The sequence below is a fragment of the Anoxybacillus sp. J5B_2022 genome (assembly GCF_026847645.1).
Lineage (GTDB): Bacteria > Bacillota > Bacilli > Bacillales > Anoxybacillaceae > Anoxybacteroides.
Map to the genome: position 1 here is coordinate 1 of NZ_JAPSMC010000029.1, position 15876 is coordinate 15876.

General features: G+C 44.5%; 15 protein-coding genes and 12 tRNA genes. 2 read left to right on the plus strand and 25 right to left on the minus strand.

The genetic code is table 11. The annotated features are described in order from the left end of the window. Positions 1-85: 85 nt before the first annotated feature. The 13 genes from M4I42_RS09485 to M4I42_RS09545 all read right to left on the minus strand — a co-directional run bounded on the left by M4I42_RS09485 (position 86) and on the right by M4I42_RS09545 (position 2117). Positions 86-159, minus strand: a tRNA-Gly gene (locus M4I42_RS09485). Positions 160-339: 180 nt separating this feature from the next. Further along, positions 340-416: transfer RNA gene (locus M4I42_RS09490), tRNA-Pro, on the minus strand. 3 nt (positions 417-419) lie between these two features. Beyond that, a tRNA-Arg gene (locus M4I42_RS09495) sits at positions 420-496 on the minus strand. A gap of 58 nt (positions 497-554) precedes the next feature. After that, a tRNA-Leu gene (locus M4I42_RS09500) sits at positions 555-637 on the minus strand. Positions 638-645: 8 nt separating this feature from the next. Next, positions 646-727, minus strand: a tRNA-Leu gene (locus tag M4I42_RS09505). A gap of 5 nt (positions 728-732) precedes the next feature. Beyond that, positions 733-805 (minus strand) — tRNA-Lys (locus tag M4I42_RS09510). A gap of 5 nt (positions 806-810) precedes the next feature. Continuing rightward, positions 811-885 (minus strand) — tRNA-Gln (locus M4I42_RS09515). A gap of 15 nt (positions 886-900) precedes the next feature. After that, positions 901-973, minus strand: a tRNA-Asp gene (locus tag M4I42_RS09520). Between the two features lie 18 nt (positions 974-991). Next, positions 992-1064: transfer RNA gene (locus tag M4I42_RS09525), tRNA-Val, on the minus strand. A 51-nt stretch (positions 1065-1115) separates the two neighbouring features. Further along, positions 1116-1187: transfer RNA gene (locus tag M4I42_RS09530), tRNA-Glu, on the minus strand. A gap of 16 nt (positions 1188-1203) precedes the next feature. Continuing rightward, positions 1204-1296, minus strand: a tRNA-Ser gene (locus tag M4I42_RS09535). Between the two features lie 2 nt (positions 1297-1298). Next, positions 1299-1373, minus strand: a tRNA-Asn gene (locus M4I42_RS09540). Positions 1374-1658: 285 nt separating this feature from the next. Continuing rightward, positions 1659-2117 (minus strand): SprT family protein, encoded by a 459-nt coding sequence (locus tag M4I42_RS09545; protein ID WP_268851949.1) that lies wholly within the window; start codon positions 2115-2117, stop codon positions 1659-1661. A gap of 81 nt (positions 2118-2198) precedes the next feature. Between M4I42_RS09545 and cmpA the strand changes: the two genes are divergently transcribed. Continuing rightward, positions 2199-2312 carry a cortex morphogenetic protein CmpA gene (cmpA, locus tag M4I42_RS09550; protein WP_268851950.1) on the plus strand — a complete coding sequence of 38 codons (114 nt, stop codon included), beginning with the start codon at positions 2199-2201 and terminating at the stop codon, positions 2310-2312. A gap of 307 nt (positions 2313-2619) precedes the next feature. Here cmpA and M4I42_RS09555 read toward each other — a convergent pair whose 3' ends face one another. The 6 genes from M4I42_RS09555 to acpS form a co-directional block, all read right to left on the minus strand. Beyond that, complete coding sequence (locus M4I42_RS09555; RefSeq protein WP_268851951.1) at positions 2620-4788, minus strand: Tex family protein; 2169 nt, start codon at positions 4786-4788, stop codon at positions 2620-2622. 126 nt (positions 4789-4914) lie between these two features. Then, positions 4915-5265 carry a type II toxin-antitoxin system endoribonuclease NdoA gene (gene ndoA, locus M4I42_RS09560; protein WP_003253417.1) on the minus strand — a complete coding sequence of 117 codons (351 nt, stop codon included), beginning with the start codon at positions 5263-5265 and terminating at the stop codon, positions 4915-4917. 4 nt (positions 5266-5269) lie between these two features. Next, entirely contained in the window at positions 5270-5551 is a 282-nt protein-coding gene (locus M4I42_RS09565) for a CopG family ribbon-helix-helix protein (protein ID WP_027410260.1), read from the minus strand. Between the two features lie 124 nt (positions 5552-5675). Then, positions 5676-6833 carry an alanine racemase gene (gene alr, locus M4I42_RS09570; RefSeq protein ID WP_268851952.1) on the minus strand — a complete coding sequence of 386 codons (1158 nt, stop codon included), beginning with the start codon at positions 6831-6833 and terminating at the stop codon, positions 5676-5678. Positions 6834-6943: 110 nt separating this feature from the next. Then, positions 6944-7957 (minus strand): LolA family protein, encoded by a 1014-nt coding sequence (locus M4I42_RS09575; RefSeq protein ID WP_268851953.1) that lies wholly within the window; start codon positions 7955-7957, stop codon positions 6944-6946. Positions 7958-8048: 91 nt separating this feature from the next. Next, positions 8049-8405: a holo-ACP synthase gene (acpS, locus tag M4I42_RS09580; RefSeq protein ID WP_268851954.1), complete on the minus strand. Its 357-nt coding sequence runs from the start codon at positions 8403-8405 to the stop codon at positions 8049-8051. Positions 8406-8468: 63 nt separating this feature from the next. On the opposite strand from acpS, the gene M4I42_RS09585 reads away from it, so the two are divergent. Beyond that, positions 8469-9059, plus strand: a complete 591-nt coding sequence (locus tag M4I42_RS09585; RefSeq protein WP_268851955.1) for a rhomboid family intramembrane serine protease — start codon at positions 8469-8471, stop codon at positions 9057-9059. Between the two features lie 45 nt (positions 9060-9104). Here the strand turns inward: M4I42_RS09585 and M4I42_RS09590 are convergent, their stop codons facing one another. From M4I42_RS09590 to M4I42_RS09615, 6 genes are all read right to left on the minus strand, one after another. After that, positions 9105-10481: a DEAD/DEAH box helicase gene (locus M4I42_RS09590; protein ID WP_442864098.1), complete on the minus strand. Its 1377-nt coding sequence runs from the start codon at positions 10479-10481 to the stop codon at positions 9105-9107. A gap of 161 nt (positions 10482-10642) precedes the next feature. Continuing rightward, complete coding sequence (locus M4I42_RS09595; protein WP_268851957.1) at positions 10643-11335, minus strand: alpha/beta hydrolase; 693 nt, start codon at positions 11333-11335, stop codon at positions 10643-10645. 169 nt (positions 11336-11504) lie between these two features. Beyond that, positions 11505-12881, minus strand: a complete 1377-nt coding sequence (locus M4I42_RS09600) for a UDP-N-acetylmuramoyl-tripeptide--D-alanyl-D-alanine ligase (RefSeq protein WP_268851958.1) — start codon at positions 12879-12881, stop codon at positions 11505-11507. 11 nt (positions 12882-12892) lie between these two features. Next, complete coding sequence (locus tag M4I42_RS09605; protein WP_268851959.1) at positions 12893-13981, minus strand: D-alanine--D-alanine ligase; 1089 nt, start codon at positions 13979-13981, stop codon at positions 12893-12895. Between the two features lie 144 nt (positions 13982-14125). Then, entirely contained in the window at positions 14126-15262 is a 1137-nt protein-coding gene (locus M4I42_RS09610) for an MGDG synthase family glycosyltransferase (RefSeq protein ID WP_268851960.1), read from the minus strand. Between the two features lie 14 nt (positions 15263-15276). Next, positions 15277-15873 (minus strand): DedA family protein, encoded by a 597-nt coding sequence (locus M4I42_RS09615; RefSeq protein ID WP_268851961.1) that lies wholly within the window; start codon positions 15871-15873, stop codon positions 15277-15279. Positions 15874-15876 lie beyond the last annotated feature (3 nt).

Here is a 15876-nt window from a genome sequence, read left to right on the forward strand (position 1 = left end):
CCATAGAAAGTTTTACTCCAAACTCATGTCTAACTCGTTCATTAACGAGGACGCTTCGTTTTGTTCAGTTTTCAAAGAACATTTTTGGAGCGGGTGATGGGAATCGAACCCACGACATCAGCTTGGAAGGCTGAGGTTTTACCACTAAACTACACCCGCATATTATTCTTTAATCACTACCTTTATTTACACAACGCATCCTCATGCCTCTTCCTCTGCTAGTCGATTCAAGGATGACGGGTGCGTCGAGGCAACTCGCCGCTATTTCACGGATGCGTCGCTCGTGGCTGAGGTTTTACCACTAAACTACACCCGCATGTTGTGCGATTTTATAGGGGATGGTCGGGAAGACAGGATTCGAACCTGCGACCCCATGGTCCCAAACCATGTGCTCTACCAAGCTGAGCTACTTCCCGAAATGGCGCGCTCGAGAGGATTCGAACCCCTAACCTTCTGATCCGTAGTCAGATGCTCTATCCAATTGAGCTACGAGCGCAAAAACGACAGCACTTCTTATTTTACCATACACTCTTTTTTGAATGCAAGTATTTTAATGCGGCCGAGAGGACTTGAACCTCCACGGGGTTGCCCCCACTAGGCCCTCAACCTAGCGCGTCTGCCATTCCGCCACGACCGCGTAATTCATGCGGGTGGAGGGACTTGAACCCCCACGCCGTGAGGCGCCAGATCCTAAGTCTGGTGCGTCTGCCAATTCCGCCACACCCGCAAAAGTGAGCCATGGAGGACTCGAACCTCCGACCCTCTGATTAAAAGTCAGATGCTCTACCTGCTGAGCTAATGGCTCATTGATGGCTGGGGTAGCTGGATTCGAACCAACGCATCACGGAGTCAAAGTCCGTTGCCTTACCGCTTGGCTATACCCCAACAATCTATATATGACGGTCCCGACGGGACTCGAACCCGCGATCTCCTGCGTGACAGGCAGGCATGTTAACCACTACACTACGGGACCTTATATATCCAGAAGCAATGGAGGATGACGGGATCGAACCGCCGACCCCTTGCTTGTAAGGCAAGTGCTCTCCCAGCTGAGCTAATCCTCCATAGCCGAATAAAATGGGAGACGGTAATTTTCCATCCCCCCACAATTTCGATGACCCGTACGGGATTCGAACCCGTGTTACCGCCGTGAAAGGGCGGTGTCTTAACCACTTGACCAACGGGCCAAAATATATCTCAACGTGGCGGAGAAGGCGGGATTTGAACCCGCGCGCCGCGAAACCACGACCTAACGGTTTAGCAAACCGTCCCCTTCAGCCACTTGGGTACTTCTCCAATGGCTCCGCAAGTAGGATTCGAACCTACGACCTACCGGTTAACAGCCGGTTGCTCTACCGCTGAGCTATTGCGGAATGGCAGTTAAATGTGTTTGGTTAACTCACCACATAATGTTGCACATGCACCTCTACTGCCTCTTCCTCTGTTTGCTCTTCTTTTGATGTGTCGAGGCAACTCGCTACACACTTATTAGCACTTCGTTGAGTTATTGCGTTCTGACTGTTTTTATTATAGTGAGGGATTGTTTAATTGTCAACTATTTTTTTATTGTTTACCGTCGATCAACGACGGCTTTTATAATTTAACACATCTGTTTAATAGGTGTCAATATGTTTTTAAAAATTTTCGTTTCATCCGTTTTATGACCTAACCATTTTCAATTTCCCTTTACATTTTCCACAAACATACCGATTCGTATTCATCTTCCTTTTTCTTTGATAAGTTAAACCGCAATGCAGGCAAATATAAACATAAAACGAACAAGATGCGCTCCTTTTTACGTTAGGGAGCGGTCGGCAATAACGTGGTGCTTTCACTTGTTGCAACAATTTCCGGAAATCTTGATCCCCGTGCCGATACCCTTTCCCTTCTAAATGAAGATGATAATGGCATAACTCATGCTTAATAATAGAAATGAGTTCTTCCTCACCAAACGCTTCATAATATTTCGGATTGATTTCAATGTCATGAGAGCGCAATAAATATCTGCCGCCCGTTGTTCGTAACCTCGGATTAAATACTGCTCGATGGCGAAACGGTTTTTGAAAAAACTGCCACGATATTGTTTCCACTAATTTTTGCAATTCGTTTTGTTCCATTCCCTTTCCACCTTTTCTGACACAGGACAGTTTTTCGATACATACATTATATACTACCTTTTCGAAATGGGGGTACGTTTTATGCCAACTTGGTTAAAAAATCAAATGCGGCGGGCTTATTATGAAAAAAATCGGTATCAAATTAAATTGTTAAATCAGTGTTGGTTTTTTTATCATAAAAAACACTGCTCATAAAAGCAGTGTTTTTTATACGATATAGAGTTGCGCAGTCGCCTCCGCTTTTCTTATTGTCTAGCTTCGAACAAACATCCTCCTCTGCTTCGCTTTCTCCGTTCGACGTGCAAGCTCGTCTTCGTCGAAAGCTTGCGCTGTCGTCAGATGTTTCCTTGGCTGCGCCAAGGACCGTTCTCCGCTTTTCTTATTGTCTAGCTTCGGCTCCTAGCTCTCTTGTGCCAAACAACCTTCCTCCGTCGAAGCAAAAAGCGCTTCTCGTCGGAAGAACATTTGGCTTCGAGAGCTAATCAGTCGCCTCCGCTTTTCTTTATTCCGGTGGAAGCATTGACAGTGAGATTCTCCCTTTTGCTACATCGACATTGTCGACCCAAACTTTTACTACTTCTCCTACTGATACGACGTCTAATGGGTGACGGACGTATTGTTTGCTTAATTTAGAAATGTGGACAAGGCCGTCTTGCTTGACACCGATATCGACAAACGCGCCAAAATCAACGACGTTACGTACTGTTCCTTCAAGTTCCATCCCTTTTTGCAAATCTTCCATTTTTAAAATGTCTTTTCGTAACAGCGGTTTTGGCAATTCGTCACGCGGATCGCGTTCTGGTCGAATTAAGGCATCGACAATGTCTTTTAACGTTAGTTCGCCGATCCCGAGCGCCTCGGCTGTTTCTTTCAATCGCAGTTTTTGTAGCGCGTCACGCAGCGCTTCGCTTCCGATGTCTGACGTCGTGAACCCGATTTGATGAAGCAATTTTTTTACTTCGTCGTATCGTTCAGGATGGATCGGGGTTCGATCAAGCGGTTCTTCTCCATCCATAATGCGTAAAAAACCGATACACTGTTCATACGTTTTTGCCCCAAGCCGTGGAATGGCTTTTAACTCGTTGCGATTTTTAAACTTCCCTTGTTCTTCTCTTCGTTTTACAATGTTTTCCGCCACCGCTTTCGATAGTCCTGATACGTATTGCAACAATGAAGCAGAGGCGGTGTTCACATTAACACCGACTTGGTTTACTACTGTTTCGACGATAAACCGCAGCGATTCTTCTAATTTCTTTTGCGAAACGTCGTGTTGATATTGACCGACCCCGACTGATTTTGGGTCAATTTTAACTAGCTCTGCCAACGGGTCTTGGACGCGGCGCGCGATAGAAACAGCGCTTCGCTCCTCGACTTGTAAATCCGGAAACTCTTGGCGCGCTAAATCGGAAGCCGAATAGACGCTTGCACCTGCTTCGTTCACAATAAGATAAAAAATTTCTCGGTTAAGCTTCCGGAGCGTGTCTGCAACAAATTGCTCTGTTTCCCGTGAGGCGGTGCCATTGCCAATCGCAATCATTTGCACCCCATATTCTTGAAGGAGACGAACTAATTTTTGTTCCGCTTCTTCTCGCTTCGCTTGCGGCGGATGTGGGTAAATAACGTCAATTTTCAGTAGTTTCCCTGTTTCATCAACGACCGCCAGTTTGCAACCTGTACGATATGCAGGGTCGACTCCGAGCACAATTTTTCCTTTTAGCGGTGGCTGCAATAATAAATTCCGTAAATTTTCAGCGAAAATATGAATGGCTCGCTCTTCTGCTTTTTCGGTTAGCTCATTGCGAATATCCCGCTCAATCGATGGTTCGATTAATCGTTTGTAGCTATCTTCAATTGCATCTGCGACAAAAGGCGCAGCTGGAGATTGTTCATTGCCAATGACGTTCGTTTTTATGTAATGAATAATGTCTTCGACTGGTGCTTGAATCGACACACGCAACACATCTTCTTTTTCGCCGCGATTAAGCGCTAAAATTCGATGAGGGACGATTTTATGCACTGGTTCTTCGTAGTTGTAATACATTTCGTATACGTTCTTTTCGTCTTTTTCTACGTCTTTCCCATTTGCGACCACAACGCCTTTTTTCCACGTTTGCGCGCGAACCCATTGTCGAATGGAGGCATCATCTGAAATGCGCTCTGCGATAATATCCTTTGCGCCTTGCAACGCTTCTTCGTCCGTTTCTACCCCTTTTTCAACATCAATAAATTCTTTCGCTTTTTCTTTCGGGAGTGGAGCCATAGGAAAAGAAAGGAGCCATTCTGCTAACGTCTCTAGCCCTTTCTCTTTAGCGATCGTTGCTTTCGTTCGCCGCTTTTGCTTATATGGCCGGTATAAATCTTCTACTTGCTGCAATTTCGTTGCTTTGTTGATGGCGTCTTTTAACTCGCCTGTCAATTTCCCTTGCTCATCAATTAGGCGGATCACTTCTTCTTTTCGCTGCTCGAGATGTTGCAAATAGCTCCATCTCTCAAGTATATCACGAATTTGCACTTCATCTAAAGCGCCCGTTAATTCTTTCCGGTAACGGGCAATAAACGGAACCGTATTCCCTTCTTCCGAAAGCGAGATCACGTTATTTACTTGTTGCACCGAAAGTTTTAATTCGTTCGCAATGACATGAATAAGCGCTTCTTTTTTCTCCAAACTCATTAACCCCCAACCATGTAATAATGGTTATTTTAACAAAAAATAAAAATAGCTACAAATGATGCAGCTATTTTCCTTAAACCGTTCATATTCTCATCGGACAGATCGAACGCGACCTGCCCTTTCCGATTAAAAGTCGATAAGTCCTAAGCTGATTTGAAGTGCTTCGTCTACTTTATCCATCATTTCGTCATCTAAATGCGTAATCTTGTCCGTTAGCCGCTGTTTGTCAATCGTCCGAATTTGTTCTAAAAGAATGACGGAATCGCGTTCAAATCCATAGCGTTTCGCATCAATTTCCACATGTGTCGGCAGCTTCGCCTTTTGGATTTGGGCCGTAATCGCCGCCACAATGACAGTCGGACTGAACCGATTTCCAATGTCATTCTGAATAACTAATACCGGACGAACGCCTCCTTGCTCTGAGCCAACGACAGGGGAAAGGTCCGCAAAATAAACGTCGCCACGTTTGACAATCAAAGCATTACCCCCCGCTAACTAAACGTTCAACGGTGTGGTCGGCCTCATATTCTGCAAGAAACGCTTCCGATGCAATTGATAAGTTGATTTTTGCCATTTCCATGTAACCGCGTCTCATTGCCTCGCGAATTTGCCGTTTTTTCCGTTCGCGAATATACATTTTTGTCGCTTGGTAAATGAGCTCATTGCGATTACCGTTCTCTTGTTTGACAAGGCCATCCAATTCAGTTAACAGCGCTTGGGGCAAGCGAACGACGATTTCCGTTGTTGCGCTAGATTCAGACACGAACATACACCTCCACGAAACTGCAGCCAATTCATCGCTCCCATTTTATAATACCACTAAATGAAGGCGCTGCAAAGTTAATTTCCTTCTCTTCTATCCGTTATCGTCTGAAAAAAATGTTTATTTATACATTATTGCCATCTAAAACAGCATTTCTCACTTCCATTATACTCTTGTTTCGCAAAAAAATACGAGGCACGCGGTAACTTATCGTACAAGGGATTTCGTAGTTGATGGTGTCTAAATATTGCGCCACCTCATCTATCGTAATTTTTTCCTCCCCTTGTTGACCGATAAGGGTGACTTTTGTTCCTATTGGTACGTATGACGGCAATCGAACCATTAGTTGATCCATGCAAATTCGCCCAATAATCGGTACCTTTTCCCCGTTTACTAATACACGAAAGTTCTGAAGTTTTCGAATCCAACCATCCGCATAACCAATCGGAACCGTCCCTACCCATTCTTCTTTTTCTGCTGTATATGTGGCACCGTAGCTCACTTTCTCTCCAGGCAATAGACGTTTTACGTGAACAACACGGCTATGAAGGGAAAACGCTTCCTTTAATGTAAACGGTAAATACGATTTCATGGCAAGTGACGGGGATAGTCCGTACATCGCAATCCCAAAGCGGACGATATTGAACACTTTATTTGGAAATCGTAGACTTGTTGCACTATTTCCGCAATGAACCCATTTCGGCCGGTACGGTAGCCATTCGAGCATGCGTAAAAAAGTTTCATATTGAAAAGAAAAATAATCCGTATCAATTTCATCCGCTGTCGCAAAATGAGTATACACTCCTTCAAACAAAAAATGCGGATGATCGTCCATCATCGCCACGATGCGCTTCGTCTCTGCTTCTTCTTTTACGCCTAATCTCCCCATCCCTGTATCCATCTTCAAATGAAACGACACCGGCAAGCCGCTTTGGTGGTGCTGTTTCGCTTTCTCTAGCCATTCTTGTTGGAAGACAGTGAGTGCGATTTGTTTTTGAGCAGCTAAATCAATATCTTCTGGTCGGGTTGCCCCTAAAACAAGAATCGGCGCATGGATGCCTTTTTGCCGCAGTGCAAGTGCTTCGTCTAAAAAAGCAACTGCCAAATGCGATGCTCCAGCCTCTAAAGCTGTTTTGGCCACTTGCACATCGCCATGGCCATACGCATTCGCCTTCACGACTGCCATAATAGCCGTTTCTTTCGGTAAAAACGCTCGCAAAGAAGCAACGTTATGAAAAATCGCATCCAAATCCACTTCTGCCCAAGTATCTCGGTGAAACATGGTGTCAACCCTTCCTTCTCCCCTTAGTTATAAAAAAATTATTATCGGTCAGTGAAGCGATGTCAACCAAAAAGAAAACAGGCTCACCGAAAGAGCCTGCACGAACGTTGCTATTTCACTGCTTTCCCTTGCACAGAACGGGCAATCATCACCATTTCTTCTCGTGTCAACTCATTGGAAGCAATCATAAACTCAATCCCTTTGTACGTCCAAGTCAGCGAATGATCGGTCAATGCTCCGACCGCAAACCCTAAATCGATAGGTTCGCCGTTGACTAGTACAGCTGTATTAGATGCTGGAAGCACACGCGCTGTTTCTTGCACGAGCGTAAACGCTTTTTTCCCACCGAACGTCATAATCATCCGTTTTCCGTTTTCTGTCGCTACTTCTTTTTCGTCGATTTGTTCAACCCCTTCTGGTAAGTTGACTGGATACATCACTTCTGATGCCTCGTTTTTCGGTTTTGCCATCGTTGGAATTTCGAGACGAGCACCTGTCATATTTTTCGTCGTATCAAACGCATCTTTGTCAAATTTTTTATTAAATTCTACTTTGGAAAATTGAACGGTTAATAAGGCGTTCATATCGGTATCCATCACTTTAACAGATACTGGTGACAAGTCTTTTTTGCTTAATTTAATTTCTTGGCGTGGAATGATTTTGCTGTTTGGGTAGTTTGTTTTTGTTTCAAAGACGTAATAATCTTTTGTCGCTTTAAAGTTTGCTTTTTTGTCGCTTAAAATGTCTTTGATGAGCGATTCATACAAATACGCTTGGCTACTGTTTTTAGGCCAATCGCTTTGGAAACGGAACGTTTTGTTCAACGCAGGGGTAATGACAAACACTCCCTCGTCGTTGCGTAAAATCATTTGGCTTTGATCTTTTTCTGCGTTTTTCAAGCTTACACGGTAATACGCCGGCTCTTTATACCAAATCTCGACGTCATATACTTGCGGCTCTGTTCCCGTCTTCAGCGTCAGCTTCGCCTTCGCTTGATAGCTAGTAAGGTCGTTCACTTTTTCATCGAGTGCTTTGATGACATCGCCTTGTGATTTTGTCCCGCATCCAGCTAATGCGATAAGCAACATGATGCCTAACAATACGCGAAACAAGTTTTTCCTCATGTTTTCAACCCCTTTGCCTCATATGAGCGTTAGGAGACGCGCTCCTTTTTTGCACTACCAATATATGAGACAGCTTGGGTGAATATGCAGACTAGCATGACAAGCGTTCAATAATTACTTGGGCAACGGCATACTCACGGCTATGGGAAATAGAAACATGCACCTGATGTTCGATGGACGATACAATAATCGGTTTCCCATACTCATCGTTTATCACTTCGATGTCTTGAAACGATACTTCTTTTCCGATTCCTGTCCCGAGTGCTTTCGCATAGGCCTCTTTTGCCGCAAACCTCCCAGCTAAAAATTCCACTTTTCGTCGTCCAGACAAGCGAGCAAATAGCGTTTTTTCCCGTTCCGTTAAAATGCGGGCAATAAATTTTTCCTGTTCAATGAATTTCTCGATTCGTGCTAATTCGATAATATCGATGCCGATTCCGACAATCATACACTTCTACCCTCCCTTTTTTTGCATATATTTGTATAACCAAGCTATCAAAGGAGCGATACGATGTTTATTCGCACAGAATCACCGCTGACGTTTGTTCGCTCGTATCCAATCGTTTCTACCATCGTCGCGGTGCACATTCTCGCTTTTTTATTCACTACCATTCCCCATCCATTAGCCGATCGTTTTCTCGATACGTTCGTCGGGTTCAATGCCGCAATTGCTGAAGGAGAGTATTGGCGACTTGCGACTTCCCTTTTTTTGCATGTTCAATTCGGACATGTTGTCGCCAATTCCTTTTCCTTGTTGCTTTTTGGGCCAATGTTAGAAAAAATGATCGGAAAAAAGCTGTTTCTTGTAACCTATATGGGAAGCGGAATATTAGCGAATGTCGCCACCTTTTGTTTCGCTCCGATCATATATAGCCATCTCGGAGCTTCAGGGGCAATATTTGGGATATTAGGCGTTTACAGTTACCTCGCGCTTTTCCATCGGCAGTTGGTCAATCGTGAGGAGGCGCGAATTATCTTTAGTGCACTTGTCGCCGGGTTCGCCATGACGTTCACTTTCCCGCATATGAATACAATTGCGCACCTATTCGGTTTTTTCAGCGGAGCGATTTTAGCACCGTTTGTCGCCGTTCATCTGAACTGACGCTCCTATAGAAAAATGGAAAAAACGATGCGAAACGCATCGTTTTTATCGCGCTACGCGCCGTTTTTTCGGTTGACGGTTGCGAGCTGCTTCTGCCGATTGCCCGCTTTTCCGATTGACGCGCTTTTTCTCTTTTTTCGCCGGAAGCGGTGGTTCTTCCGTCAATTTCACTGGGGTTGTGTCCGGCTCTTTCGTTAACATCTTAATACATGCTGCGACAAGCGAAACAGAGTCATGTTCTTCCAATAGTTCTTCCGCTGCCCGTTTATAAAAGGATAAGTTTTCGGTTTCGACAATGGACAATAACTTTTCAATGGCAAGACGTTGTTGTCCTTCCAACGCTTCATCGAGCGTTGGCGGTTTCATCCGCTCCATTTTCCGCTTCGTCGTCCGTTCAATATTGTGCAGCTGACCAATTTCCCGTGGGGTAACAAACGTCATCGCTACGCCAGTTTTTCCAGCCCGTCCTGTCCGGCCGATACGGTGAACGTAGCTTTCTGGGTCTTGTGGAATATCAAAATTATACACGTGCGTGACACCAGAAATATCTAGACCGCGCGCTGCTACATCGGTTGCAACTAAAATTTCAATCGACCCTTCTTTGAATTTACGGAGTACCGACAAGCGTTTCGCTTGGCTTAAATCGCCATGAATGCCTTCTGCGGCATATCCGCGCAAGTTGAGCGCCTCCGCCAGTTCATCGACGCGCCGTTTCGTTCGCCCGAACACAATTGCTAGTTCGGGTGCTTGAATATCAAGCAAGCGCGTTAAAATATCGAATTTTTTCTTTTCTTGTACTTCTAAGTAATATTGCTCAATGTTTGGAACGGTCATTTCTTTTGCTTTCACTTTGACAAGATGCGGATTGTTCATAAACCGCTCCGCGATGCGGCGAATCGGCTCTGGCATCGTCGCCGAGAAAAGCAGCGTTTGCCGTTCAGTCGGTACGTTGCTTAAAATCGCTTCGATATCTTCCACAAAGCCCATGTTGAGCATTTCGTCTGCTTCATCTAATACAACGGTGTGCACATGCTCTAACCGAAGTGTTTTTCGGTTAATGTGGTCAATAATCCGACCAGGCGTTCCGACGATAATGTGCGGTCGCTTTTTCAACGCCCGAATTTGCCGCTCAATATCTTGTCCGCCGTAGATCGGTAGCACACGCACCCGCTTGACAGCACCGATTTTATATAGTTCCTCTGATACTTGAATGGCTAGTTCGCGAGTCGGTGCCACAACAAGCCCTTGAACGACATCTTGCTTTGTGTCCACCTTTTCAACAAGCGGAATGCCAAATGCCGCTGTTTTCCCTGTTCCTGTTTGCGCCTGTCCGATCACGTCTTTATTTTGCAAGCTAAGCGGAATCGTTTCCGCTTGGATTGGAGTTGTTTCTTCAAACCCCATTCGGCTAATCGCCTTCATTACGTCATTGCTTAATCCTAATTCATGAAATGTTGTCAATGTTATTCCTACTCCTTTTACTTACTGTTCAAAACCGTTCTGCCCACTATGGAAGAAAGGGCCTTGACATTATGTTTTTCTATCATACCATTTCTATGCCTCGTTTGCAATAAATACCAACTTCAAAAATTTTCCTTCAAAAATGCTTCGACGTGACGAAATAATATTTGGCAATCTGGCTCGTGGCATACATGGTGACGGGAAGAAGGCAAAAACAGCAGCTGTTTTTCTTTAGAACCAATCGTTTCATATACATACTGAGCACTTTTTGGCGGCACAATTCCGTCTTCCTCCCCTTGGGCAATCAGTACAGGAACTTGCACGAGCGGAAGACGAGGGCGGACTTCATTCACTAGCTTACGAAACTCCAACGTCGCTGTCCATGGCGTAGCAATCAGTTTCGCTTTATAACGGACAAATAGCGGATTTTCGTACAATTGCCGGCGGAAGCCGTCACGAATCATTCGCCGAATTTCTTTTAGCAGTTGCGGTAAGTTGACATAATAAAAAGCAGGGCTTAGCAACACAAGTTTCTCCACGGAGTATTTCGTCGCTAAATATGTAGCAATTACTCCCCCCATCGAAAAGCCGATAACGTAAATCGTATCACACGTCTCCCTTAATTTTTGCATTTCTTCTTCTGCGGCATGAAGCCACTGATCATATGTAATCCCTTTTAGTTGCAACGTTTCGCCATGCCCAGGCAACGTTGGTGCTTCAATCGTCCAATCGGTCGTTTCTCGCAAATAAGCGGCAAGTGGTTCAATTTCATAAGGGCCGCCTGTAAATCCATGGATACATAAACAGCCAATCATTCCTCATCACCTCTATAAGAAAAGCGCAAAGCGCCCGCCTATCGGCGAAGATCGCACAAGTCCCGCCGAGGAGGAAACGCCTCAAGCCGATGGCGCTTGAAGCTAGACAGTTCTCTACCCAATCGCAAACTTTTTTCTTTCCTTATAAAAAAGAAGGGGATTCCCCTTCTTATTGTAGCGCACGGATGATTTCTTCGAGCTTCATTCCTCGAGATCCTTTGAATAAAACGACATCTTTTTCCGTTACGAGCAAACGCAAGTCGGTTGCTAATGCTTGTTTATCATCGTACGCTCTCACTCGTCCGTGTGGAAAAGCTGGCTGAGCAGCAAGAGCTATTTCACGCGCAAGCTTTCCGTACGTCCATACGTAATCGACGTTTTCTGGGGTGAGCATTTCTCCGATTTGCCGATGGAATTCCACTTCTTGCTCCCCAAGTTCTAGCATATCCCCTAATACAGCGATTTTTTTCTCGTAGCCTGTCAGCTCAAACAGCAACTGTAACGCTGCTTTCATCGATGTCGGGCTGGCGTTGTATGCGTCGTTAATAATGGTTACGCCATTTGCTCCTTTTTCTAATTCCGTGCGCATGCGCGTCATTTGTAGCGTTGCAAGTGCCTTTTGAATCGTTTCCCACTCAATGCCAAAAATGCGCGCAACAGCAATTGCTGCTAATGCGTTTTGCACGTGATGTTTTCCTAAAATCGGAAGCTGAAAGGCTATTTCTCGTGCCGCATTCACTGTAAACGTTGTTCCTTCCGCTGTTAAAGAAATCGAAAGCGGATAGTAGTTGTTTTCTTCTGTCTGTCCAAACGTAATCGTGTGACAGACAGGGGAAAGCTGTTCTATTTTTGTTCGTAACAGCGGTTCATCACCGTAATAAACAAACACACCGTCTTTTTGTAATCCAGAAAGAATTTCGAGTTTCGCTCGCGCAATACCTTCGCGTGACCCTAGCTCTTGCAAATGCGATTCCCCGATATTCGTAATGACTGCGACATCAGGCGCTGCGATGTGCGATAACCGCTCGATTTCACCAAAGCCGCTCATTCCCATCTCGACAACCGCTATTTCCGTATCTTCTTCTAAGCGAAGTAGTGTCAGCGGCAATCCAATATGGTTATTAAGGTTTCCCTCTGTTTTTTGCGTGTTGTATGTCGTTGCTAAGAGCGAAAATACCATATCTTTTGTTGTCGTTTTGCCATTGCTTCCGGTAATACCAATCACTTTCACCGATAGCTGCTTTCGGTAGCGGTGGGCTAGTCGTTGCAATGCTTGCAATGTGTCATCGACCATAATGAGCGGAACATTCGCCGGCGGGTTCTCCTCTCCCTCTGACCATAACACCGCACTAGCTCCTTTCGCAAACGCTTCTTCGACAAACGCATGGCCGTTAAATGTTGCTCCCTTTAACGGAATATATAAGTTTCCTCGTTCTATCGTTCGCGTGTCGGTAGAAACCCCTGTAATCATCACGTCGTAAAACGATTCATGAAGTCCAAAGCCGTCCACCATATCTTGAATCGTACGTAATGTCTTTGTTATCATCGTTTCACCTTCTAAAACGTATATGTGATCGTTTGTTTTTCTTGATGGCGCTCGAGCGCAAGCTGTACAAGTTTCTCGATCAGTTCTGGATAAGAAACGCCGCTATGCTTCCAAAGCAGAGGGAACATACTAAATGGTGTGAAGCCCGGCATCGTATTCACTTCGTTAATGTAAACAACCCCGTCTTTCGTTAAGAAAAAGTCGGCTCGCACTAATCCAGACAGATCAAGCGCTTTAAATGCCGCAATCGCCATTTGCTGAATCGTTTTGTACTCCTCATCGGTAATATCTGCTGGAATAATCAGTTCTGTATTGCCGTCTTCATATTTTGCTTCATAATCATAAAACTCTTTCTTTGGAACAATTTCCCCGACGACAGAACAAACCGGCTCGTCATTTCCGATGACGCCAATTTCGACTTCCCTGCCGACAATTGCTTCTTCCACAATCACTTTTCGATCATAACGAAATGCGTCCATAAATGCCTGCTTCAGCTCTTCGCGTTTTTTGCATTTACTAATCCCAACGCTTGATCCAGCGTTCGCCGGCTTGACGAAGCAAGGATAGCCAAGTTCACTTTCCACTTTGTCATAAGCAGCTTCTTCGTTATGTTGCCATTCTTTTTTCAAAAAAGAAACGTATTTTGCTTGGCGAAGTCCCGCTTGGGCAAATAAATTTTTCATAATGACTTTATCCATTCCTGCTGCCGAAGCGAGCACACCGTTTCCGACATACGGGATGTTTAACAATTCCAATAACCCTTGCACTGTACCGTCTTCCCCGTTTGGTCCGTGCAATAGCGGAAAAATGACGTCAATCGTGTCTTCTGTCTGTCCATTCGTTTCTTCCGCTGTCGGAGCTTGATTTAAAGCTACCGGCAAAATCGCTCTCACGTTCGGTGTCATTTGCAACTCTTTCACATCTTGCACGCTGCTTGTTAGCTTTTCTCCTTTGACCCATTGTCCTTCAGTTGTAATGTAAATCGGCACGACATCAAATTTTGTTTTGTCAATGGCGTTCATTACCGCCATCGCCGTTTGCAGTGACACTTTATGTTCAGGCGATTTTCCGCCATACAAAACCCCTATTCTCGTCTTCACTAGAAATCCTCCTCTTCTTTTTTCCACCATTTTATTGTACCACGTTTCTCCTGCCGCCGTATGATACTTTTATATGACGGATGAAGGTTGTTTCGCAACTTTCATACAGGAAAACACCGCCCAACAAGTTCGTTAGACGGTGTGCTAATGCGACAATACGTGCGTTTCGCTATGTTGCCATACAATTTGTTGAAGCGCCTCTTGAGCCGTTTGTTCGATTTGCGCAAAATATTCGGCAACCCGCCGAAAAAAACGGCTTCGTTCCATATCATCATGCAACACATGCCAAATTTTCTGTTCATAATGGCGTAGTCCGCTCAAATTATAAATAAGCCCTCGTTCTTCTAAATAACGTAAATTAATTTGTTCCTGTCCCGGTAAATAGCTGATTGTAAATATCGGAAGTCGTTTATGCAATGCTTCACTTATAGTAACTCCACCCGGTTTCGTAATAATTGCATCAACTTCTTCATACAAACGGTTCATCTCGTCAATGCTCGCTATATAAGGAAGCGGACGAATATGCGGCTGTTTCCAACGCAAAATTTCTTCATACAACGCCCGATTATGCCCACATAACACCGAATAGCGGAATTGGTGCGTTCCGTTCATTTTTCGGAAGAAATCCGAAATATTCCCTAGCCCTTGGTTGCCACCGGCGATTAATAAATGCAGGCGCTGCTTACTTCCTCTACTTCCGCTTTTGCGAGTCATAAACGTTTCATGTACCGGAATACCGGTCACAATGACTTGTTCTTTGGTGATTTTGTACTTTTTTATTAGCTCTTCCTTCGCTTCTTGATGTGGAACAAAGTGATAATCAATCCCTTTTTTTCCCCAAACGCCGTTCATAAAAAAGTCGGTATATACATTAATGATGGGCGTTGTTAGCCACTTTTTTCGTTTTAACCGCTGCAAAATCCGCGATGGAAACGAATGTGTACAAATAATAAGCTGCGGCTTTTCCGCTTCGATGAGCCGTTTCATTTTATGTTCAAAATACGGCAACCATGGCTCCAGGTGCATCCAGTCCATTTTTGGAACATCTCGATACATGAGCATTTTGTAAATATGATGATAGGAGGCTGGGTGAGAGCGAATCCAACGCAAATATACGTCTGATACGAACTTTTCAATATATTCATTACAGTAGCTTAAAAAATCAAGCTTTTGGCAATGCACAAACGGAAATTTCGTTTGTAAAAAATCAATGAGTGCATCGGCTACTTTATGGTGTCCTGAACTCATTTGAAACAATGGCAATACAAGAACTTTCATCATCACGATAGCTCCCTTTAATTTTCAAATTGCTTTTTGCCAACCAGTTGCTTAATCCATACCGCCACAAGAAAAAGAAGAAACAGCGCCGCTCCAATAAGCGGAACCGATGCAATAGGAATATCTAGATGCTGGCTTAAAAACATTCCGATGAACGTAATCGGCACAATCCATAATACAGCACCTATCGAAGCAAGTAGCAAAAACAAGCGGAACGGAAAGCGAATCACCCCTGCCATGTACGGAGAAATTTGCCTTACCCCTGGAAGATAAAACCCAAAGAGCACAAACCATTTTCCGTATTTGTGAAACAAGCTGCTCGCCCGTTCCCACTTTTCTTCCTTGATTCCTACATACTTTCCGTATTTTTTCATAAACGGATGACCAAGAAACCTCCCCATTCCATAGCCTGTCATCATTCCTATTGTAGCACCGAGCCAGCTGACAAGAAAACAATTTGCCCACGCTAGTTGGTCATGAGAGATTAACATCCCGAGAAAAACCAACAAGCTCTCTTCTGGTGCCGGGACGCCGATAATTCCAAAAAAAAGAAAAAGAAAAATAATCCCATATCCGTACGATTGTATATATGACAAAACAGTCGAAATATCCATACG

Bases quoted from the DNA above. Each gene is read 5' to 3' on its own strand.
- M4I42_RS09615 (WP_268851961.1), bottom strand. From the start codon at position 15,873: ATGGATATTTCGACTGTTTTGTCATATATACAATCGTACGGATATGGG.
- M4I42_RS09555 (WP_268851951.1), bottom strand. From the start codon at position 4,788: ATGAGTTTGGAGAAAAAAGAAGCGCTTATTCATGTCATTGCGAACGAA.
- M4I42_RS09585 (WP_268851955.1), top strand. From the start codon at position 8,469: ATGTTTATTCGCACAGAATCACCGCTGACGTTTGTTCGCTCGTATCCA.
- cmpA (WP_268851950.1), top strand. From the start codon at position 2,199: ATGCCAACTTGGTTAAAAAATCAAATGCGGCGGGCTTATTATGAAAAA.
- M4I42_RS09545 (WP_268851949.1), bottom strand. From the start codon at position 2,117: ATGGAACAAAACGAATTGCAAAAATTAGTGGAAACAATATCGTGGCAG.
- alr (WP_268851952.1), bottom strand. From the start codon at position 6,833: ATGTTTCACCGAGATACTTGGGCAGAAGTGGATTTGGATGCGATTTTT.
- M4I42_RS09595 (WP_268851957.1), bottom strand. From the start codon at position 11,335: ATGATTGGCTGTTTATGTATCCATGGATTTACAGGCGGCCCTTATGAA.
- M4I42_RS09600 (WP_268851958.1), bottom strand. From the start codon at position 12,881: ATGATAACAAAGACATTACGTACGATTCAAGATATGGTGGACGGCTTT.
- M4I42_RS09590 (WP_442864098.1), bottom strand. From the start codon at position 10,481: ATGAAGGCGATTAGCCGAATGGGGTTTGAAGAAACAACTCCAATCCAA.
- acpS (WP_268851954.1), bottom strand. From the start codon at position 8,405: ATGATTGTCGGAATCGGCATCGATATTATCGAATTAGCACGAATCGAG.
- M4I42_RS09610 (WP_268851960.1), bottom strand. From the start codon at position 15,262: ATGATGAAAGTTCTTGTATTGCCATTGTTTCAAATGAGTTCAGGACAC.
- M4I42_RS09575 (WP_268851953.1), bottom strand. From the start codon at position 7,957: ATGAGGAAAAACTTGTTTCGCGTATTGTTAGGCATCATGTTGCTTATC.